Origin of the sequence: Streptomyces vastus, from assembly GCF_039532825.1 — a bacterium.
Lineage (GTDB): Bacteria > Actinomycetota > Actinomycetes > Streptomycetales > Streptomycetaceae > Streptomyces > Streptomyces vastus.
Window position 1 is genome coordinate 1 of record NZ_BAAASJ010000005.1, and the last position, 20,706, is coordinate 20,706.

19 protein-coding genes and 6 pseudogenes are annotated in these 20,706 nt (G+C 69.1%); 4 read left to right on the forward strand and 21 right to left on the reverse strand.

The window, feature by feature from the left end:
- From ABD357_RS02570 to ABD357_RS02590, 6 genes and pseudogenes are all read right to left on the reverse strand, one after another.
- On the reverse strand, positions 1 to 109 hold a 109-nt coding region (locus tag ABD357_RS02570), incomplete at its 3' end, for a transposase (RefSeq protein WP_344387373.1).
- A gap of 35 nt (positions 110 to 144) precedes the next feature.
- Entirely contained in the window at positions 145 to 411 is a 267-nt protein-coding gene (locus tag ABD357_RS02575) for a hypothetical protein (protein WP_344387183.1), read from the reverse strand.
- 88 nt (positions 412 to 499) lie between these two features.
- Positions 500 to 580: pseudogene (locus ABD357_RS44505) on the reverse strand (DNA-binding protein); the annotation flags it as partial.
- 106 nt (positions 581 to 686) lie between these two features.
- The gene (locus ABD357_RS02580; RefSeq protein ID WP_344387184.1) at positions 687 to 1,859 is read right to left on the reverse strand and encodes an ROK family transcriptional regulator; all 1,173 of its coding nucleotides are present in this window, start codon (positions 1,857 to 1,859) and stop codon (positions 687 to 689) included.
- Positions 1,860 to 2,024: 165 nt separating this feature from the next.
- Positions 2,025 to 3,104: a phosphotransferase gene (locus ABD357_RS02585; protein ID WP_344387186.1), complete on the reverse strand. Its 1,080-nt coding sequence runs from the start codon at positions 3,102 to 3,104 to the stop codon at positions 2,025 to 2,027.
- Positions 3,105 to 3,131: 27 nt separating this feature from the next.
- The gene (locus ABD357_RS02590; RefSeq protein WP_344387187.1) at positions 3,132 to 4,481 is read right to left on the reverse strand and encodes an aspartate aminotransferase family protein; all 1,350 of its coding nucleotides are present in this window, start codon (positions 4,479 to 4,481) and stop codon (positions 3,132 to 3,134) included.
- A 116-nt stretch (positions 4,482 to 4,597) separates the two neighbouring features.
- Between ABD357_RS02590 and ABD357_RS02595 the strand changes: the two are divergent.
- A pseudogene (locus tag ABD357_RS02595) lies at positions 4,598 to 4,749 on the forward strand (ABC transporter substrate-binding protein); the annotation flags it as partial.
- Between the two features lie 453 nt (positions 4,750 to 5,202).
- A complete protein-coding gene (locus ABD357_RS02600; protein ID WP_344387189.1) occupies positions 5,203 to 6,663 on the forward strand; it encodes a sodium:solute symporter family protein in 1,461 nt (486 codons plus the stop codon).
- A 115-nt stretch (positions 6,664 to 6,778) separates the two neighbouring features.
- On the opposite strand, the pseudogene ABD357_RS02605 reads toward ABD357_RS02600, so the two are convergent.
- The 7 genes and pseudogenes from ABD357_RS02605 to ABD357_RS02635 form a co-directional block, all read right to left on the reverse strand.
- Positions 6,779 to 7,132 (reverse strand): annotated as a pseudogene (locus ABD357_RS02605) (MOSC domain-containing protein); the annotation flags it as partial.
- A 142-nt stretch (positions 7,133 to 7,274) separates the two neighbouring features.
- A pseudogene (locus ABD357_RS02610) lies at positions 7,275 to 7,685 on the reverse strand (flavodoxin family protein); the annotation flags it as partial.
- 331 nt (positions 7,686 to 8,016) lie between these two features.
- A pseudogene (locus ABD357_RS02615) lies at positions 8,017 to 8,328 on the reverse strand (hypothetical protein); the annotation flags it as partial.
- Between the two features lie 64 nt (positions 8,329 to 8,392).
- Complete coding sequence (locus ABD357_RS02620; RefSeq protein WP_344387191.1) at positions 8,393 to 8,866, reverse strand: DUF2267 domain-containing protein; 474 nt, start codon at positions 8,864 to 8,866, stop codon at positions 8,393 to 8,395.
- Between the two features lie 138 nt (positions 8,867 to 9,004).
- A complete protein-coding gene (locus ABD357_RS02625) occupies positions 9,005 to 9,424 on the reverse strand; it encodes an Hsp20/alpha crystallin family protein (RefSeq protein WP_344387192.1) in 420 nt (139 codons plus the stop codon).
- A gap of 236 nt (positions 9,425 to 9,660) precedes the next feature.
- Positions 9,661 to 10,020: a VOC family protein gene (locus ABD357_RS02630; RefSeq protein ID WP_344387193.1), complete on the reverse strand. Its 360-nt coding sequence runs from the start codon at positions 10,018 to 10,020 to the stop codon at positions 9,661 to 9,663.
- 69 nt (positions 10,021 to 10,089) lie between these two features.
- Entirely contained in the window at positions 10,090 to 11,115 is a 1,026-nt protein-coding gene (locus tag ABD357_RS02635; RefSeq protein ID WP_344387194.1) for a GlxA family transcriptional regulator, read from the reverse strand.
- 44 nt (positions 11,116 to 11,159) lie between these two features.
- Here ABD357_RS02635 and ABD357_RS02640 point away from each other — a divergent pair, with 44 nt between their 5' ends.
- Positions 11,160 to 12,482, forward strand: coding sequence for an MFS transporter (locus ABD357_RS02640; protein WP_344387195.1), 1,323 nt, complete (start codon positions 11,160 to 11,162; stop codon positions 12,480 to 12,482).
- Positions 12,483 to 12,504: 22 nt separating this feature from the next.
- Here ABD357_RS02640 and ABD357_RS02645 read toward each other — a convergent pair whose 3' ends face one another.
- From ABD357_RS02645 to ABD357_RS02665, 5 genes and pseudogenes are all read right to left on the reverse strand, one after another.
- A complete protein-coding gene (locus tag ABD357_RS02645) occupies positions 12,505 to 12,639 on the reverse strand; it encodes a hypothetical protein (protein WP_344387196.1) in 135 nt (44 codons plus the stop codon).
- Positions 12,640 to 12,660: 21 nt separating this feature from the next.
- Complete coding sequence (locus ABD357_RS02650) at positions 12,661 to 13,320, reverse strand: PH domain-containing protein (protein ID WP_344387198.1); 660 nt, start codon at positions 13,318 to 13,320, stop codon at positions 12,661 to 12,663.
- Between the two features lie 5 nt (positions 13,321 to 13,325).
- Positions 13,326 to 14,036, reverse strand: coding sequence for a hypothetical protein (locus ABD357_RS02655; RefSeq protein WP_344387199.1), 711 nt, complete (start codon positions 14,034 to 14,036; stop codon positions 13,326 to 13,328).
- 241 nt (positions 14,037 to 14,277) lie between these two features.
- A pseudogene (locus tag ABD357_RS02660) lies at positions 14,278 to 14,550 on the reverse strand (MFS transporter); the annotation flags it as partial.
- A gap of 150 nt (positions 14,551 to 14,700) precedes the next feature.
- Positions 14,701 to 16,083: a DUF445 domain-containing protein gene (locus ABD357_RS02665; protein ID WP_344387201.1), complete on the reverse strand. Its 1,383-nt coding sequence runs from the start codon at positions 16,081 to 16,083 to the stop codon at positions 14,701 to 14,703.
- A gap of 374 nt (positions 16,084 to 16,457) precedes the next feature.
- Here ABD357_RS02665 and ABD357_RS02670 point away from each other — a divergent pair, with 374 nt between their 5' ends.
- Positions 16,458 to 17,792 carry an SGNH/GDSL hydrolase family protein gene (locus ABD357_RS02670; protein ID WP_344387203.1) on the forward strand — a complete coding sequence of 445 codons (1,335 nt, stop codon included), beginning with the start codon at positions 16,458 to 16,460 and terminating at the stop codon, positions 17,790 to 17,792.
- A gap of 169 nt (positions 17,793 to 17,961) precedes the next feature.
- Here ABD357_RS02670 and ABD357_RS02675 read toward each other — a convergent pair whose 3' ends face one another.
- The 3 genes from ABD357_RS02675 to ABD357_RS02685 are packed head-to-tail and all read right to left on the reverse strand — an operon-like array spanning position 17,962 to position 20,702.
- Complete coding sequence (locus ABD357_RS02675; protein ID WP_344387204.1) at positions 17,962 to 18,852, reverse strand: DUF1707 SHOCT-like domain-containing protein; 891 nt, start codon at positions 18,850 to 18,852, stop codon at positions 17,962 to 17,964.
- 10 nt (positions 18,853 to 18,862) lie between these two features.
- Entirely contained in the window at positions 18,863 to 19,864 is a 1,002-nt protein-coding gene (locus tag ABD357_RS02680) for an ABC transporter ATP-binding protein (protein ID WP_344387206.1), read from the reverse strand.
- A 4-nt stretch (positions 19,865 to 19,868) separates the two neighbouring features.
- On the reverse strand, positions 19,869 to 20,702 hold the full coding sequence (locus ABD357_RS02685) for an ABC transporter permease (RefSeq protein WP_344387207.1): 834 nt from the start codon (positions 20,700 to 20,702) through the stop codon (positions 19,869 to 19,871).
- Between the last annotated feature and the right edge of the window lie 4 nt (positions 20,703 to 20,706).

Here is a 20,706-nt window from a genome sequence, read left to right on the forward strand (position 1 = left end):
TGATGCCGAGCTCCTCGGCGACCTCCGGAACCGGCTTCCCGGTCTCGATCACGATGCGTACAGCACCCTCACGGAACTCGGCGTCAAACGTCCGCTTCTCGGTTCCCATGAACCTCAACTTCCCCTGCAATCACGGACTCCACGCTACGAGGGGAGGGACACGAACGCATGCTCCTGGAGCTGCTCACGGACGGTCTCCTCGGCGCGGTCCGGAGAGAGGTCGATCAGGCACACGACAACATCGAACCCCGCTTCGCGCAGCGCCGCGTTTGCCGCCTCGATCCGGGCAGTGAACACCGCCTCGTCGACACCGTCGGGCATCCGGCTGTAGTCGAGCGCCCTCGGATGCAGCCCGACGGACAGTACCTTCGTGTCGCCCGGCAGCGGAGTCGAGGTCGTCGGTCGGCCCATGGGCGGTGCCCTCTCTGCTTGCGTCACGGTGATCTTCCCGGTGTATCACGGAAGTTGGGCAGAAACACCGGATCCGCTCCACGGCTGGTCAGCTCAGCGCCTCGATCGCCTTGAGGATCAAGGCCCGCGCATCAGCTCCGTAACCCGCCGTGCTCCTCAGCTGCTCGAACGGCGCTGAAGCCCAGTACGCCGACGGCATGGCCCTCGGACTGGAGGAGGCCCGGTACCAGGGACGAGGCGCGACGGCGCTCTCGTCCTCATGCTCTCGGTCCGGATCAGAATGCCGGCGCAGCCTGCTCCTGCCGCGGTGCCTGACTGCGTGCCTTGAGCAGCGCGTCCCGTAGGCGGTTGTGGGTCATGGCCAGGCAGGCGTGCACCGCGCCGCGTGCTACCGAGAGTCCCAGAATCTGGGAGACGGTCGTGATCCGGGGGATGGCCGGCAAGGTCTGTGCGAGTCGCTTGCGTACCTCGGGGAGCACCTCGCTCACCAAGGGGTGCAACCGGCCGACGAAGTAGACGGACTCGGGATCGAGTGTCACGGCGACGATGCTCACGGCGGTGGTGACCGCCGTCGTGAACGCCTTGAGTATCTCGGCACGGGCTCGATGGTCCTGAGGTGCCAGCCACAGGTCCTCGACGCGTTCGATGTCCAGTCCGTGTTCGCGAGCGAACTTCACAAGCCCTGCGGTGCTCAGCAGCCCGTTGAGGGTGCGGTCGTCGATGCCGGAGGAGAGGGAACCGATGTCGCCGAACGAAGGAGTACGTCCCCGAGCCAGTTCCTGGTCCCTGCAGGTGGCGAAATTCAGGGTGCTGCTGACGCTGAACAGGGCAGCGTTTTGGATACTCGCGTCGTCCGTGAGCACTTGGAGCAAGGACGCGTTCGCGTCACTGTCGAAGGTCACCGGAGCACCGACGAGCTTTTCAACGGTTCGGTGGAGGTCTCTGCCGGAGAAGATTTTCATCGGATCGGCAGGCCGAAAGACCTCGGCGCCGTCGCGGACGTGGGCGGGCAGTGCCGCGACGACCTGGCGCAGTGGCCCTCGTGCGGATGCGCTGGTCTGCGCGATCAGGTCGACCAGCCACCGGCCGGCAGCGGGGACGTCGTGGTGCTCGACCGTCGGGACGATCACGTGTCCGATCTCGCGGCCGCGTAGGTCGGTCACCAGCACGCCGGTGGTCACGGCGCCGAAGCCGACCCCCACGACGTGTCCGGCCGTCTCGGGCACATCGAGGTACGTCGACGGACGGCCACGCCCGACGACGGCGTCGACTCCCCCGTCCACGACGAACCCGTCAGAGCGCAGTTCCTCGACGGCCCGCGACACCGTCGCCTTGCTCAACCCCGTGAGCTCGATGAGCCTGTTCCGGGTCAAGGGCGCATGGGAGAGAACCACGTCAAGGACACTTGCCTTGTTGTAGTCGCGTGGTGTGGGGTTGATGCTGCTCACCTCATGACCTTAGCGAGACGATACGCAGCCCGAACCAGTGGCCTCTGCGGGTGGTGGTGGGAAAGTTGGGGTTCAGAGGATGTGGCTGCCGGGGGTGACGATCTCGTCGAGTGCGGCCAGGTCTGGCGTGTCGGACGCCGACGAGTGTCGTCTCAGTGACGTCGCTCAAGGCGTGTCATGGCGGGTGCTCAGCAAGCGGGCCACGACCTCCTCCATGGCGACGGCCATGGACCCCTCCACGTTGACCCAGTCGTCCCTGGCGTGCTCGAGCAGGTAGTCGCGACGCTCCGGCACTCGCTCCGCGCGCCAATGGGTGACCAGCGCGCGAAGTGTGAGGCGTGCCAGCGCGGCAACAGGCAGGAGCGGGAGTTCGGTGTCCTTGATCGGCCGGGCCCGCTCGTATCCCGCGACGAAGCTGCATGCCTCACGCCAGGGATCCCACGGTGTCCGGCCGAGAAGGTTCGCGAGAGACACAGCAGGATCGAAGATCAAGGCACTGCGCATGCTGTCACCGAAGTCGATTACCCCTGTGACGAAGCTGTCTGTCCGCGGATCCACCAGGACGTTGTAGGGGCTGTAGTCACCATGGATCACTTGGGTCTCGAGATCACCCAGCCTCGGAACAACGGCCTCGTGGAAAAGGCGGAACACTTCTTGTGCCAGCCGACGGTGCGCGGCGCTGGGCGTGTACTCGATGAGCTCCCGCAGCTGGTCGAAGTGTCGAAGGTCCCACACAAGGCGCCGCTCGTCCGCCGGATGCCTGAATGACCGCAGAGCCAGATCCACTCGCCCGAGCATCTGCCCGGCCTGGGCAAGCTGGTGGGGATCGGGGTTCGTCCGCGCCAGGACGGCACCTTCGACGAAGTCGAAGACGCGCAGGACTCGAACCCCGCCGTCTTTCGTTTCGATCGGTACGTTGTCGCTGCCTTCGGTGGTCTCCTTGACCCGCTGGACGGGGAGATGAGGAGCTTCGGCTTCGAGGTGACGCATCACAGCCGTCTGCAGAGCTACGACGGCTACCGCCTCGTCGGGCGGGGAAACCTTGACGAGATGGTCGGCCGTGCCGGTCCGCAGCCGGAACGTGTCGTCCTTCTCGGTTGCCAGCCGCTCGAGTTGTCCGCTCAGCTGGTAGTGCCGGGCGAGGAGGGCGTCCACCACGTTCGTCTCGATGGGCTCGTGGGACGATGCCAGGCCGCTCTCCTCGAACAACTGCTGGGCGATACGTGCGGGGGGCGAGGTGTCCACCGTTGGGTCCCTTCGGCTTTCGGCCTGCTACAGGCGCATCTCGGCGATCTCCGCGAAGGTCTCGAGGAATCGCGTCACGTCGGCCGAGTCGAAGGCCAGCGGCGGTCGGATCTTGAGCACGTTGACTGCTTCCCCGGTGCCGCTGATGAGGATTCGACGCTCACGCATGTCGTTGATGACGTGGTCGGCGCGGACACGATCGGGCTCCAGCGACTCCCGGTCCTTCACGAGTTCGACGCCCACGTACAGACCACTGCCGCGGACCTCCGCGACGTGGGGAGACTCGCGAGTGATCTCCTCAAGGCCGGCTCGAAGCGCCCTGCCGTTGTCGAGAACTCGCTGCTGCACGTTCTCCGCTTCGAAGACGTCCAGAACCGCGGCACCGGCGGCAACCGCGATCGAACTGCCGGCAAAGGTGTTGAAGTAACGGACATTCTGTCCGAACTCGTCGCACACCTCGGGTCTGAACACCACGCCGGACATCGGCATGCCGTTGCCCATGGGCTTGCCCATCGTGACGATGTCCGGAAGCACCCCATGGCGGCTGAACCCCCACATCGACTCTCCGAGCCGGGCGAATCCCGACTGGACCTCGTCGGCGATGTACACGCCGCCCGCGGCGTGCACCTCCTCGACCATGTCACGCAGGTAACCGACGGGATCGGTGAAGATGCCGTCGCTTGAGTGCGCGCAGTCGGTGATCAGCGCCGCAAGCCTGTAGCCGTGGCGCTCGAGGTCGTTGATCGCGCCGCGCACCTGGCTTCGCATGTGGTCGGGAAGCGATGAACCCGGCGGGACGAGTCGCGGATCAGGAGCATCGATGAGCCGCACATTCGGCCCGAGCGGTGAGCCCGCGCCGAGCGTCGGCGAGAAGCTCGCAACCTCGCGAGTGAGACCGTGGTAAGCCCAGCGAGTCACTACGATTCCCTCGCCGCCCGTGTGGAAGCGAGCCACGCGCATGGCCAGGTCGTTCGCCTCCGACCCGCTGCACGCGAAGCTGACCTTCGAGAGCGCTTCGGGCATGGTCGCGAGAAGACGCTCGGCGTAGTCGACGAGTGATTCCTGCACATAGCGCGTGTTGGTGTTGACCGCCGCCATCTGGCGGGACACGGCCTCGACAACGTGCGGGTGTGCGTGACCGACGCACGGCACATTGTTGTAGGCGTCAAGGTAGTCGTTGCCATCCCGGTCGAACAGGTGAGCGCCTCGGCCGGAGACGAACTCGACCGGCTCCCGGTAGTTCAGCGCGTAACCAGGGCCCAGCACGTTGTTTCGCCGCTTGACGGTGGACTGCAATCGCTCAGGCAGGTCACCGAGCGCTGCGGGGTCGAACCTGTTGGGGTAGTTGACCAGCGCTCGACTCGGCGTGGAAGTCATCAGCAGGTCCCCTCCTTCGTCGCTTGCATCTCATCTCGGCTGCTTCTGCGGCAGCATAACAGTTTTTGTTTCAGTTCCAACCTGAAACTTATCTCTTCGTGCACGGCTGCGGCACCGGCCACCCGGAGCCTGCCGTGCCGATGACCGGTGCTCAGGCCGGGCAACCGGAGTTCGCCGAATGGGCGACGTTGCTGGGCGCCGACGGCGCGCGATCCCGTTCTTGCGCTACCTGCCCGAGCGCCTCGGCCCGCTCGGTACACGAGTCGAGGTGCTGACCCGCTCAGCCTGCGAAGGGGGTGTGCGGGTCGTGGGGCACCGCGTCCTGGGACCCGTCACAGCTGCCATGGCAGCCAGGGGCTGTTCCAACTCGGTAATGCGGGGGCCACTGAGGCCACTGCCGCCGCCGGCAAGAGCCAGTCGCCCGATTGCCTTCGGCTCGCCCCTCCTCAGCCGTTGCAGCGTCTTGACCTGCGCGGACTGCCCTGCGGCCGACGGAGTCACTTGAGCAGTGTCGCTGGCGGGTTATGGCGACTTGTGGCGAGTCGTGGCGAGTTGGCCGTACGCAATACGCGCACCCAACTGTACGTATCGCACGATGCATGACGCCGATGGGCGGGCGATTTCCTTCCACTGCGTACAGCGACACACGTCGGTTCCAGCCATACGATCTGTGACTCCGCCCCCCGCTCATAAGGCATCGCACCGCAAGGAGCGCGGCACAGTGGCGTCCCTCAACTGGCTCGACTGGCTCGTAATCAGCATCTACTTCTATCTCCTCATCGCGATCGGCCTGCAGTCGGTCAACCGGGACAGCTCCGATGACTTCGCCGTCGCGGGCCGCAGGATCAGCGGCGGGGTGGTCTTCGCCAGCCTCGCCGCGTCCTTCCTCGGCGGTGGGGCCGTCATGGGTACGGCGAGCAGTACCTTCAGTGACGGCTATGTCTTCCTGTTCGCGATCTGCGCTTTCTCCCTGCAGACGGTGCTCGTCGGGCAGTTCGTGGCGCCGCGGCTGCGCCACTACGAAGGAGCGCACACCGTCGGCGACGTGATGGACGCCCACTACGGGCCCGTCGCCCGGCTGCTGACCGGTCTGCTGTCCATCGCCGTCTGCGCCGGAATTCTCGGCGCTCAAGTGCTCGCCGTCGGCACGGTCTTCCATCTGCTGCTGGGTACCTCGAAGCTGGCCGGCGTCCTCGTCGGGATGACCTTCGTGCTGCTGTATGCCACCTTCGGCGGCATGTGGTCGGTCGTGAAGACCAATGTCGCGCAGTTTGTGATCTTCGGAGTCTTCCTGCCCGTCGTTCTGCTCTTCGCGGTGGCCCATGCGGGCGGCCCCGCGGCGCTGATGGCGAACGTCCCCGAAGGCCACACCTCGCTCCTGGGCAGCTGGACTCCGCTGGCCTTCATCGGGGTCTTCGTCTCGTTCCTGCTCGGCGAGACCCTGGTACAGCCGTACGCCCAACGGGCCTTTGCCGCCAAGGATCCCCAGGCGTCCCGGTACGGCTTTCTGCTGGCCGGGGTCTTCTCGGTCGGCTTCTACTTCGTCACCGCGTCCATCGGTCTGGTGGCGCGCGTCGCGTACCCGGACATCGAACCCGACCAGGCGCTGCCCACTGTCGTCTCCGAGCTGCTGCCCGTAGCCATGAGCGGGCTCGTCCTGGCTGCCCTGTTCGCCGTCATCATGTCGACGGCGGACTCCTACCTCAACGCCACCGCGGTCAGTTTCGCCAAGGACATCTACGTCTCCTTCCTGCACCGCGGCGCCGGCGACCGGCTGTTGCTGGTGGTGCAGCGTCTGATCACGGTGGTGGTGGGAGTCGCAGCTGCGATCTTCGCTCTCTCAGCACCGTCGATCATCGACGCACTGCTACTCGCCTACAACCTGTGGGCGCCCACCGTCGTCGCCCCACTGATCCTGGGCGTGGTGTGGGGTTTCCGCAGCCGTGTCGCGGGGACGGCGGCGATCGTCGCGGGTGGCGGCGCCATGGCCGTCTGGCTGTGGGAGCTGCACGAGCCGTTCGGTCTCAGTGCGCTGATCGTCGGCGTGGCGGTCAACATCGTGGTCTACGCCCTCGCCTACCTGCTCGACCCTCGGGCTCACCGGCGCCTCGCCCAGGCCGAATTGACACGTCCGGCGTCCGCGCCCGCACCCGCGGCCGGCGTCGGCCCTGGAGGTAACTGAACATGTACGTCCTGCTGTTCTACGGCGTGCCCCTGGCCGTCATAGCCGTGGCCCTGGCCGTCGCCGTCGTCGGCCCCCGCTTCTACCTCAAGGAGTCGGCGTAGGAGTCGCCCGGCTACAGCTCCGGCTCGCCCCACGAGGTGACGTGCGCCTCGTCGCCCACGGAGAGTTTGCCGGGACGGAGCACGGCGTACTTCGTCCCGAAGGCCACGCCGTCGGGGGCTCGGCGGTGGGCGGCGAGGGTGCGGAGGGGTTCCGGGCCCGCCCTGGTGCCGGTCTGCTGGTCGACCGTGGTGACGGCGCAGCAGATGGCGAGCCTGGTGTAGCCGAGTTCCGTATCGGCGATGGCGAACCGGTGGGCGCGGTCCTCGGTGTGGGGGCCGTCCCAGCCGCCGATGACGATGTTCGGGCGGAACCGGTTCATGGGGAGGGCATCGCCGCCGCGTTCGGTCAGCCGCTCGTTCAGCAAGAGGGCGAGCAATCGAATACCCCGGGCCGGCAGACGCGTGCTTCGGCCGAAACGGCCGTTCCGCCCGGCTGCGGGTCGACGCCTTCCTCGAGCGCCTGCGATCGGGCACCGAAAACGGAGTCCCGGTGGTGCGGCGTAGCGCTCAGCGGTGTTCGGGGTTGTGCGCGTCCGGACGGCAGCCTGCCTCCCACTGGGAGCGCTGGTTGCCGTGGGCCGGGATGCCGCCGGCGCGCTTGAGCATGGCTGCCAGGTGCATCAGGTTCCAGGTCATGAAAGTGGTGTTGCGGTTGGTGAAGTCGTTCTCCGGGCCACCCGAGCCGGGGTCCAGATACGAGGGTCCGGGCCCCGCCTGACCGATCCAGCCCGCGTCCGCCTGGGGCGGGATGGTGTAGCCCAGGTGCTGCAGGCTGTAGAGGACGTTCATGGCGCAGTGTTTGACGCCGTCCTCGTTGCCGGTGATCAGACAGCCGCCGACGCGGCCGTAATAGGCGTACTGGCCCTGCGGGTTGAGCAGTGATGAGCAACTGTAGAGCCGTTCGACGACCTGCTTGGTCGCGGCGGCGTGGGCGCGGAGCCGTGCGGCGGTGGATGGGGCCGCCGGGGGCGTACCAGCCTGCCTTCTTGCGGACCATTGGGGACGGGTCCGTCTCGTGGGTACAGGTGAGGGCTGTTGCTGCTTCGGGGTGGGTGTGGACCCAGCGGCCCACCAGTTCCGCGGCCATGGTGCGTACGTGGGGGTCGGGGTCGTGGTGCAGCAGGTGGATGCCGCGTGGGAGGACCACCGCGCTGTCGGGGCGGCAGGCGTCCGTCTTGCAGCGGTCGCAGGACAGGGCGTGCAGGGCGGCGTACCGGACCGGGGCGGCCGGGTCGTCGAGCATGGCGATCAGGTCGTCCAGGACCTCCGGTACGAGCAGGTGGTCCAGCAGGTTGCAGCACTGTTCGCGTACGCGGGGCTGGGGGTGGCGCAGGCCCCGGCGGATCGCGGGGATGGCGGCGGGGCCGTGGCGCATCAGTTCGCGGAAGGCCTCGGGGCGGCGGGGCTCGCTGCCCAGGGCGTGGACCAGGGCGTCCGCCTGTACGTCGGGCAGCGCGTCCGCTCGTACGTCTGCCGAGGCTTCTTCCCGCACGACTTCCTGTACGTCGTCCCGTACGTCCGCCCGTGCCCGCGCTTCCTTGGGTGAGTCCGTCGTCGGCATGCGCTCCCCCGTCCACTCGCTCCCCGACGAGTCTGCGCATGCCCTCTCCGCGTCAACAACTCATTTAGCGAGGCGCGAGTTCCGCTCGGCCGAACAACAGGGCGTACCCGGGCGGGAGTTGGCGCAGGATGCGGACAACGATGTCGTCGCCCACCGTCGACGCGAGGACGCTCAGTACGGAGCTGACGTCCCAGCGGGCCGTGGCCGGGGTCGCTCCCTCGATGCGGACGGCGACGTTGTCCACGAACTCGGCTGCGGTCAGCTGCCGGGTGGCCGGGATCTGGGAGGCGATGACACCGGCCGCCTCATCGGGCAGGCGGCGCGCCAGGTCGACGCGTTCGTCGCCGATCACATGGCCGCCGAGGGCGGACAGCACGATACGGGTGACGCGTTCGGCTTCCGCCGCGGTGGTGTACTGGCCGGATTCGCGTACGGCTTCGATCAGGCGATCCCAGCTGGTCGTGGTCGCCGCGGTCGTCGTTCTCGGCGTTCTCGGCGCACTCGGCGTCCCCTTGGGTCCAGTCGGCCTCGTCGTCATGGTCGTCCCCCTCATCGCACTCCTCCTGCGTATCGGTCTTCGTCTCGGTCTCAGGACATGGGCTCCGCCCCGCGGGCGAACCCACGGGGCGGTACGGCACGGCGGCCGTCGCGTTCTGTCAGCTGACGTCAACTGCCGTCAGCTGCTCAGCTGCTTCTTGGATCCGCCGCCGGAGATCTGGATCCGGCGCGGCTTGGCCTGCTCTGCCACGGGGATGCGCAGCGTCAGGACCCCGGCGTCGTACGAGGCGTCGATACGCTCCGTGTCGAGGGTCTCGCCGAGGAACAGCTGGCGGGAGAACGTACCGGTGGGGCGCTCGGCGACGATGACCTCCGCGCCGTCGGGGGCGGGGGAACGGCGTTCGGCGCGTACGTTCAGCACGTTCCGCTCGACATCCAGGTCGATCGACTCCGGGTCGATGCCGGGGAGGTCGAAGTGGACGATGAAGTCGTCACCGGACCGGTAGGCGTCCATCTGCATCGCCGCGGGGCGTGCGGAGCTGAAGACCTGCTGTGCGAGCCGGTCGAACTCGCGGAAGGGGTCGGTGCGCATGAGCATCACGGGTCACTCCTTTCGTGCGGTGGCTGGCTGCGATGCCCTACGGCTTCTTATATAACCCCCTAGAGGAAAGTTGACAAGCCCCGACTCAGTCTCGCCCCGGCGAGCCCCGCCCAGCCCCCACCGGGCCCCCGACCTGCAAGCCCTCAGTCCACGGCCACGCCCCGGAACGCCCTCCGGTACGCCTCATGATCGTCCGCCCGGGTTCCACCACGGGTGCCCGACCCGCCGGTGACTCAGCCGCGGTGCGTGAGCACGTTCACGACGCGCCCATTGGGGTCCCGTACGAAGAAGCGCCGTACGCCCCACTCCTCGTCCTGGAGATCTCGTACGATCTCGGCGCCCGACGCGAGTACCTCGGCGTACACCGCGTCGACGTCCTCGACCTCGATGCTCAGGTCGGGGACGACCGGCGCGGTGCGGTCCTCGGTGATGAAGATGAGCTGCGCGGTGGGGTCGGAGGGGGAGGCGAGAGTCATGACCCAGCCGAGATTCATGACCTCCTCAAGCCCCAACCGGCCGTAGAAATCACGGCTTTGGGCCATCGACTCCTCGGAGTCGGTCTGGAAGTCGGGGACGATCCTGCGGACGGTCATCGGCCCTGATCAGCTCCTCTCAGATCCACTCAGATCCACTCAGTACGCGTACTCAGTCGTCCCGGGACCCTACTGCCCAGGCCCTACGACCGTGCCCCTGAACGTCGCCCGGTACGCCCCCGGCGACACCCCCAGCGCCGCGTGGAAGTGCTGCCGTAGTGACGCGGCCGTGCCGAAGCCCGCCTCCGCCGCGATGCGGTCGACGGTGTGGTCGGTCTGTTCCAGCAGTTCGCGCGCCCGGTCGACGCGACGCTGGGTGAGCCACTGCATGGGCGTGAGGCCGGTCTCCTCGCGGAAGCGGCGGCTGTACGTACGGACACTCATCGCGTCCCGCGCGGCCAGCTCGCGCAGGGTCAGCGGGTCAGCAAGGCTGGCCAGCGCCCAGGCGCGCGAGGCGGAGGTGGTCGAGCCCGTCAACCGGCCGTCCGGCACCGGGCGTTGGATGTACTGCGCCTGACCGCCCTCCCGGTGCGGCGGTACGACGGTACGGCGGGCCACGTTCGCCGCGATCGCCGCGCCGTGGTCCCGGCGGATCATGTGCAGGCACAGGTCGATGCCGGCCGCCTCGCCCGCGGAGGTCAGTACGCGGTCCTCGTCGACGTACAGGACGTCGGGGTCCACGCTCACTTCGGGGAACGTGCGCCCGAAGAGGTCCGTCGACATCCAGTGCGTGGTCGCCCGCATGCCGTCAAGGAGTCCGGCCGCGGCGAGGACGAACGCGCCTGTGCAGATGGAGGCGATCCGCGCGCCACGAGCGCGGTCCAGCGCTTCGGCCAGCTCCGCGCTCAGGCCGCCGGGCTTCAGATACTCGTCCTCCTCGTGCGACGACGGGACGATCACCGTGTCGGCGGTCGCGAGGGCCTCCGGGCCGTGGGGCGCGTAGATCGGGAAGTCCGCGTCCGTACGGATCATGCCGGGCGTGACGGCGCAGGTCAGGGTCGTGTAGAGCGGCCGGTCCGAGCGTGAGGTCGCGTTGCCGAACAGCTGGTGGGCCAGCCCCAGCTCCATCGGCAGGACGCCGTCCCGGACGAGGACGGCCACTCGGTGCGTTGCGCTCTCTGCCGCCATGGCCAGATTCTTGCACATCATGGCCATCTGGCCACTCGTTGCGGCGTCCCCGAAAACGGAGGGTCGACGTCATGACCACGGACCCGACCAGGACTACGGACACGACCAAGACCTCGCCCCGCACCCGGACCCCGACCCGAACCCGGAACCGCACCCCCTGGATCGTCGCCACCGCCGCCGCCCTCGCCATCGTGACCGCCGGTGCCTTCACCACCCTCGCGGGGCTGCTCGTCGGGCCGTTGCACGAGGAGTTCGGATGGTCGCGGGGCACGATCGGGCTCGGGACGTTCGTGAGCATGGCGCTGTACGGGGCTACGGCGCCGTTCGCGGCCGCGCTGATGGACCGGTTCGGGATGCGGCGGGTCGCGACCACCGCCCTCGCCCTCGTCGCAGCGGGCGCCGGCCTGACCACGACCATGACGGCGTCCGCCCAGTTCGTCCTGTACTGGGGCGTGTTCGTGGGGCTCGGCACGGGTGCCACGGCGACGGCATTCGCGGCCACGGTCACCGAGCGGTGGTTCGTGGCGCGGCGCGGGCTGGTCACGGGGCTGCTGACGGCGGCGAGCGTGGTGGGGCAGTTCGTGTTCCTGCCGGTGCTGTCGGGGGTGATCGACGCGCACGGCTGGCGGGCCGCCGCGCTCGCCCTGGCCGTCGCGGCGACGGCCGCCCTGCCCCTCGTATGGCTGCTGCTGCGGGACCATCCGGCGGACGTGGGGCAAGCTCCTTACGGAGCAACGGAGTTCGTGCCGAAGCCCGCGCCGGTGCCGGGTGCCGCCCGGCGTGCGGTCCGGGTCCTCGCCCGCGCCACTCGCACGGCGCCCTTCTGGCTTCTCGCCGGCACCTTCGCCGTCTGCGGGGCCTCCACCAACGGCGTCATGTGGACGCACTTCGCGCCCGCCGCGCACGACCACGGGATGCCGGTGACCGTCGCCGCCTCGCTGCTGTCACTCATCGGGATCTTCAACGTGGCCGGGACGGTCGGCTCCGGACTGCTGACCGACCGCCTCGACGCGCGCCGGCTGCTCGCCACGTACTACGCCCTGCGCGGCCTCACCCTCCTCGCGCTGCCGCTGCTCCTCACCGCGACCGTGGGGCCGCCGATCGTCACGTTCGTCATCGTCTTCGGGCTGCTCGACGTGGCGACGGTCCCGCCGACGCTGGCCCTGTGCCGCGCGCACTACGGCTCCGACGCACCGGTCGTCTTCGGCTGGGTCAACGCCGCCCACCAACTGGGCGCAGGACTCGTCGCCTTCCTCGGCGGCACGGCCCGCGACGCCTTCGGGTCGTACGACTTCGTGTGGGTGGCGGCGGGAGCCCTGTGCGCGACGGGCGCGCTGATGGCCCTCACGATCAGGCGCCCGGCACAGGACGAACTGACCACCGCGGTCCAGTGACCTGAGCTGAGAAGGAGCCCCGTCACAGCCGTCCAGCAGTCGGCCGGAACGGCCAGATCCACATCCCGGCCCACCGTCGGGCCACGTGCCCGTCCGGCCGGTCGAGCAGGGCGTTACGGACATAGCAGATGACGACGAGTCCCAGGGAGATTCCCACCCGGGAGCCCGGCTCACCGTCTCAGTCCAGCAGGAACCAGTCCGCGGCCAGCACCCCCAGGGCCACCAGGGCCCACACCGCCAGCGGCAGTCCCACTTCCCTGCCCGGGATCTCGCCCGTGGGGCGCAGCTCGGGGTGGCGAGCCATCAGTGCGAGCCGGTCTGCCGTCTCCCGGCCGGTGGGGGGAATCCGCAGCCGACCCTGCAGAAGCGGCGGCACGAAAGCGCCGAGGATTGTCGAGGACTCGTCGTTGTCGACGGCGAAGTTCAGCGTGCCGTCACGGTGCAGCTCGATCATGCGGATGCGGTCCCAGGGCAACCGGCGGACCCGGCCGAAACGCCGTATCCACAGGCCGCCCGCATCCGCGGCGATCCGCCACATGGCCACCCGACAGCAAAGGAGGATCCCGAACAGCAACCCCCACGCCAGGGAGATCCAGTCTCCGACGGACGTGGAGGTGTCCGGCTCGCTTCCCCACAGGAGATAGGAGCCCGCGATCGCCGTGGCCACGCCCCGGCCGAACCAGCCCGCCCCCACCACCAGCGGCTCCGTAGCAGGCCGGGCCTCCGGGAGCAGCTCCGCGAGGCGCTGCTCCCGTGCGACGAGTGCCGCGCGGCACGCCTCCTGCTCCAGCCACTGCCTCTTCAGCCGGCGCTGCCTCCGTCTCTGGTTCCCGCTCATCCGGTTCATCCCCCTGTCGGCAACTCGATCCAGGACGGCGCGAGCATGTCCACGTACTCCCGGAAGGTCTCTGCCTCAGCCGGATCCGACAGGTCGAACAGCGGGCTGCACGGCCACACCGGGTGCCCGTCGATCCACGGCACGACGGTGTCCGGGTCTCCGGGTACGGAGCGAAGGTCGGCGGTGCCCTCTCGGGGGAGCCAGGACACCAGGGGCCTGCCGCGCCCGCCAGGGTCCACTTCCACAAGTCCGAACGGCCGGTCCTGGCCCTCGTCGAAGCAGACCAGCTGCGGTGCTGCGGACGTGGGTTCCTCGGGGTCGGCCAGCAGCACGTACTCGACCGTCCTGGCTTCGGCGCCGCGTGCCGCCGCCAGCAGGCGGCGCGCGTGGCGCGTGGTGGTCAGGGCGCACCACAGGGTGCGGGCCAGGGCGAGCACGGCCACGCCGCCGCTCAGGAGCAGCCCGCGGGTCGGCCCCGGGTCGCCGGGAATCCGGGCGGCGGACGGGGCGTCCACGGCGTACTCGACGGTGACCTCGTCGTCTTCGCGCAGTCCGGAGCGGCTGTGCACGATGTCCGTGCCCAGCCGGGCCCATATCCCGATCGCCTCCCGGGCGCCGGGGCCACGCTTCAGCGGTCGCTCGCGCCAGCTCGCCCACGCAGCGGCGAACACGCCGGACAGCGCCCCACAGACCGCGAACACCAGAAAGCCGACCATCCCGCCCCCTCGCCCATTCGTCCGCGCACGGCTGGGCCCCGCACCACCGCCCTCTCGGACGGAGCACGGGGCCCTGTTCACATATTCGGCGCTCTCGAAGAACTACCTGGTCAAACGGTCAACCGTCAAGAACTTACGGAAGGCGAACGCGAGCGCCGCGCACCCGGCCGGCGGCCCGCTCGGGCGCCCCCATCGACCGCCCCGAGACCAGCGGCTGGCAAACCTCGAGGCCCTTCGCGGCCTAGGAGCCGTACCGGACCGCCGTCCCCGGAGCCATCGCGGTCGTCGCCGTCAGCGGGCGGGCGATGTCCTCCAGGGAGCGGCGTTCGGCGCGTATCGTCAGGGCCGCCGCGACGAGGCCCGCCGCGCACATCAGGGTGTCGCCGATCTGGAAGGCGAGGACGGTGTCGGCGACGACGCCCGACTCGGTCAGTTCGGCGAAGAGCAGGGGGCCGCTGATGCCGCCGGCCGCGGTGCCGATGGCGTAGAAGAAGGCGATGGCCGTGGTGACGGTGCTGGTGGCCTGCGGCGCGGTGGCGGACATGGGCTCCCTCCTCGTCGAGCGAACCTCGGACGGGTCCCCGACGAGCGAGGGATTACGCCCCCTGCAACAGGCCCAGCAAGACCCAGAGAGGCCCAGCAACAGGCCTGTGCACCAGACCTGTTACGCCCCCAGCACCCGCGACACCGTGTAGATGACCAGCCCCGCCAGCGAGCCCACCACCGTGCCGTTGATGCGGATGAACTGGAGGTCGCGGCCGATGTGCGCCTCGATCTTCCTGGTGGTGTGCTCGGGGTCCCAGCCCGCGACGGTGTCCGTGATGAGGGAGGTGATCTCGTCGCGGTACGTCGTCACCACGTACACCGCCGCGTCCTCCACCCAGCCGTCGATCTTCGACTGGAGGTTCGGCTCGGTGGCCATCCGCTGGCCGAGCGACAGCAGCGAGGCCCTTACGCGCAGCCGCAGTTCGCTGCGCTCGTCCTCGGCGGCGGACACGATCATCTGCCGTACGGAGGACCAGGCGGAGGCGATGATGTCCTGCACCTCGCCACGGCCGAGGACCTCGCGCTTGAGGTTCTCCACGCGTCCGCGGGTGTCGGTGTCGGACTGCAGGTCGGCGGCGAAGTCGGTGAGGAAACGGTCGAGGGCGCCGCGGGCCGGGTGGGCGGGCATGTCGCGCATCTCGGTGACGAAGCGCAGCAGCTCCTTGTAGACGCGCTCGCCGACCCGCTTGTCGACGAACCGCGGGGTCCAGCCGGGGGCGCCGCCCTGCACGGCGTCCATCACCTGGTCGTTGTGCAGGACCAGCCAGTCGTGGGCGCGTACGCAGATCAGGTCGACGGCACGTTTGTGGCCGCCTTGCGCGACGATGCCCTCCAGCATCTTCCCGATACGCGGGGCGATCTCCGCCGCGTCGGCCCGCCGGTTGATGGCCTCCCCGACGATGGCCTGCACATCGGAGTCGCGCAGCACGGCGAGAGCGCCCCGCAGCGCGGTGGACAGCTCCGCGGTGACCCGGTCGGCGTGCTCCGGCTCGGCGAGCCACGCACCGAGGCGGCTGCCGATGCCGACGGCGCGCAGACGGTTCCGTACGACCTCGTGCGACAGGAAGTTCTCGCCGACGAACTCGCCCAGGGAGATGCCCAGCTGGTCCTTCTTGGTCGGGATGATCGCGGTGTGCGGGATGGGCAGGCCGAGGGGGTGGCGGAACAGGGCGGTGACGGCGAACCAGTCGGCGAGCGCACCGACCATGCCCGCCTCGGCCGCCGCCGCGACATACCCGGCCCAGGCACCGGCGCCCGCGTTGGACGCCCACTTGGCGAGTACGTAGATGACGGCGACCAGGAGCAACATGCCGGTGGCCGTGATCTTCATACGGCGGACGCCGCGGCGTTTCTCCTCGTCGGCGGCGCTGTAGTAGCCCATGGCCCGGTTGCTGGTCCGGCCGGCGGTCCCGTCGGTGGTCCGGTTAGTGGCTCGGACCGGCTGGGCACTTGGCCCTATGAGCTCGGCACGCTCGGCTTCATCCGCTTTCGTACGTTCCATCCACTCCACCCGTTCGCAGAACCCGTACCCATTGTCGCCTTCCTGCGCCTCTCTCTTCCGTCACTCCCGATCGCGCTCCCCTCCTGACCGAGCTCCTGCCCGAACCCCTGCCCGACTGCCGGCCGACTCCCGACCGACTGCTGACCGACTACTGGCCGACTCCTGGCCGGATTACGACCGGCTTCTGACCGACTTCCGACGAGTCCTCCCTTCCTGACCGACTCCTGGAACGGAACAGGAGTTCCCGGCGTCTTCCGTTCGGGGGTTCGAGACAGGGCCGGGGGGCCTGTCGGATTCCTCCCCCGCCATGCCTCATCATGAGGTGATCACATCGGAGCCTCAGGCTCCCACTGCCCATAGGAGACCTGCACCGCATGACCAAGCGCCACGGTTATGCCCTGCTGACGGCGATCATCGCCATGATCATGGTCCTTTCCGCGGCCATCTACGTCGGAGTCGGCTTCGACGACGGCGCCGCCCGCGACACGATGGCGGGCGGCCGAGGCCCGCACAACAACCCGGCGGCTCCCGCGTCCACCGGCGTCTGGGTCGGCACCTGGTCGACATCCCCGTCCGGTGCCGAGCCGGGCACCGAGACGAACGGCATGGCCGGCCGTTCCGTACGCAATGTCGTGCACGCGGGCGTGGGGGGCACCGCGGCACGCGTCACCCTGTCGAACCTGTACGGGCAGCAGCCGCTCAGCATCACGCACGCCTCGATCGCCGTGGCGGCCACCGCGAACAACGCCGCCGCTGCCGCCGACACCATGCGCCGCCTGACCTTCGGCGGCAACCCCTCGGTGATCGTGCCGCCTGGGCAGCAGGTGGTCAGCGATGCCGCACGGCTGCTGATCCCGCACGACACGGACATCCTGGTGACCACGTACTCGCCCACACCGTCCGGCCCGGTCACCTACCACCCGACGGCCCGGCAGATCTCGTACACCGCGGAGGGCGACCGTACGGAGGACGTGACCGGGGTTCCGTACGCCGCTCAGACGCCGGCCTGGCGCTATCTGACGGCGGTGGACGTGCTGAGCAACGAGTCCGAGGGCACGGTCGTCGTGATCGGCGACTCCCTCACCGACGGCGTGACCTCCAGCATGGGCGAGAACCGGCGCTGGACCGACGCCCTCGCCGACCGGCTGCGCGACCGCGCCCGCGGCGGCTCGGACGGGCCCCGCTACAGCGTCGTCAACCAGGGCATCAGCGGAAACCGCCTGCTGGCCGGCGGCGGAGGCCGCCCCGCCGGGAACCCGAGCGGACTGAACCGCTTCGACCGTGACGTCCTCGGCCGCACCAACGTCAAGGCAGTCGTCATCGCCCTCGGCGTCAACGACATCCTGCGTACCCCGCACCAGACCGACGCCGACAAGATCACCGACGGCATGCGCGAGCTGACGGAACGGGCCCACGCCCGCGGACTGCGCGTCATCGGCGCGACCCTCATGCCGTTCCAGGGCCACCGCGGCTACCGCCCCCACCTCGAAGCCACCCGCCAGGCCGTCAACGCCCAGATCCGCTCGGGCGACATCTTCGACGACTACGTCGACTTCGACGAGGCGGTCCGCGACCCGTACAACCCGCGCCGCCTCAACCCCCTGTACGACTCGGGCGACCACCTGCATCCGAGCGATCGGGGCTACGAGCAGATGGCGAAGAAGTTCGACCTGGACATGCTGAAGGGGTCGGCTCCGGCGGAGCTGTGACAGCGGGGACTGCGCCCCTGAGGCCAAAGGGGGCGCGGGAAGGCGCAGTCTTTCCGGAGCGCGGGAGCGCAGGCCCTGTGGGAAGCCGCAGGCTTTTCAGGGGCGCGGGGAACTACGCGACCAGCCACGACGGCCCCGCAGCCGACATACCGCCTTCCGGGCCGAGCTCTCAGTCCCGCCCTCGGCGGCGCTCGTCGCGCTCCTCGTGCCGGGCCCGCCGCCGTTCCTCCCGATGCTGGCGCATCATGTCCCGATGCTGCTCCATCGCATCCCGATGGACGGACCGCGCCTGATCCAGCGCGTCCCGGGTCGCAGCGTGACCCATGTCCAGCGCATCCCGGTGGGAGGAGCCGCCCTCCAACTCCTCCCGCTCCCCTTGGTGGCCAGCCTTGCGTTCAAGCTTCTCCTGGCGCCGCTGCTCCTTGATCCGCAACCGCTCCGCCCTGGTCAGTTTGCGTCTGACGCCGACGCCGCCCCAGAAGGCGAAGCCCGTCACGATCACGCGTGGCGCGCCGGGATCGCCGCGCACGCCCTCCTCGCGCTGGTCGAAGCCGCCCATGATCCCGATGCCGCGGACGACGACCTCGACGCCGGGCGGCACGATCACATCCAGGCCACCCATGATCGCGACACAGTTGACGACGACCTCGCGGTCCGCGAAGTCCGCCTCGCGCAGATCAACGACGCCGCCGCCCCAGAACACGAACGAGTTGAACCGCTTCGGCACGGTCCAGCGCCCCTTGCGCTCGAACCCCGACATGATCGCGACGCCCCACTGGGAGGACCCCTCGCCCCCGACGATCCGGCTCGCCCAGTCCCCGCTGCCCTCGGCGGGCTGCTTGACCATCGACACAGGAGAAGGCGGCGTCACTCCGGCGGCAGGCAGATCGCGGGTGATCGGCGCGAGATCCCCGTACGTACGCGCCTTGTACGTCGCGTCGAGCCGTTCCTCGAACTCCTCCATGTCGAGGCGACCCTCCGCAAGGGCGTCCCTGAGCACTTCGGCGACTCGTTCACGGTCTGTGTCTGACGCCCGCAATTCGGGGAGCTCTTCGGTCATATACCGAAGCCTACGAGGTTGCCTTCTCCGCGTACATGCGGCTGATGACGGCCTCGATGTCCGGTTCCCGCACCGAGAGGTCCACCAGCGGATACTCGGCGGCGATCCGCGCGACGAGCGGCGCCGCCGACGCCGAGGCCGGGAAGGCGAGCCACTGCCGGGGCCCTTCGACCTTCACCACACGCGCCATGTCGACCTCGATGGGCGGCAGTTCGCGCTCCAGGTCCACCACCAGGGTGCGCTCGCTGTCGCCGATCTCGTGCAGCCCGGTGAGCGGGCCGTCGTACATCATGCGCCCGTGGTCGATGACCATCACCCGCGAGCACAGCTGCTCAATGTCCTGCAGGTCGTGCGTGGTCAGCAGCACCGTCGTGCCGCGCTCGGTGTTCACCTCCCGCAGGAACTCCCGGACATTCGCCTTGGAGACCACGTCCAGACCGATCGTCGGCTCGTCGAGGTACAGCACCTCCGGATCGTGCAGCAGCGCCGCCGCGATGTCCCCGCGCATCCGCTGCCCGAGCGAGAGCTGCCGCACCGGGACGTCCAACAACGCGCCCAGATCGAGGAGTTCGACGAGGCGGCCGAGGTTCTCGCGATAACGGCCGTCCGGGATGCGGTACATGCGGTGCATCAGCTTGTACGAGTCGATCAGCGGGAGGTCCCACCACAGCGTCGTACGCTGCCCGAACACCACCCCGATGCGGTGCGCGAGCCGCCTCCGCTCGCGGGACGGATCGATACCCGCGACGCGCAGCCGGCCACCGCTCGGCGTGAGGATCCCCGTCAGCATCTTGATCGTCGTCGACTTGCCCGCACCGTTCGGCCCGATATAGCCGACCATCTCGCCGCGCGCCACGGTGAAGGAGATCGAGTCGACCGCCCGTACCTCGTGCCGCTCCCGCCGCAGGAAACCGGTCTTCTTGCGTACGTCGAAAACCTTCTCGACACGGTCGAGCTCGATGAAACCGTCCGCCACAACACCCGTCACACCGTCTGCCACAACGTCTGCCACTGACCTAACTCCCTGTACTCCGGTACGAACGAAGTCCCGCCCGCCACAGCACACCGGCCAGCGCGCAGCACACGCCGGCGGCGAGCGGCGACGTGAACGTCACCCACGTCGGCAGGTCGAGCGGATACGGCCGCCCCAGGACGTACGACGCGGGCAGCCAGTTGACGAAGGCGAGCGGCAGCACGAAGGTCACCCCGCGTACCAATTCCTTCCCGAACAGCGTCGGGGGGTACTGCAGCAGTGTGGTGCCGCCGTACGTGAAGGCGTTCTGCACCTGGGCGGCGTCCTGCGCCAGGAACTGGAAGGCCGCGCCCGCCACGAAGATCGCCCCGAAGATCACCGCGCCGCTGACCAGCATCACCGGCACCAGCAGCACCTTCGCCGCACTCCAGTCGACGTCGACGGCGAACAGCCCCCAGCCCAGCACCAGCGAACCCTGTATGACCCGGCCGAAGCGGCGCAGCGGGAACTGGTCCGCGGCGACCTGCGCGAGCACCGGAACGGGACGTACCAGCAGCGTGTCGAACGACCCGTCGCGTATCCGGGTACCCAGGACCTCCGACGAACCGAGCAGCAGGTCGGTGATCCCGAACGCCGTCACCGACAGGCCGTACAGGAAGGCCACCTCGTGCAGTGTCCAGCCGCCGAGCGAGTCGACCTGCGAGAACATCAGCAGGATGCCGACGAAGTCCAGCCCGGACAGCAGCAGGTTGCCGAAGACCGTGACGACGAAGGAGGTGCGGTAGGTCATGCCGGCCCGGATCCACATCCCGGCGATCAGCAGGTAGGCCCGCAGACCGTCCGTGACTCTGAAGGCGGCCTTCGAGGTCTCACCCATCGAG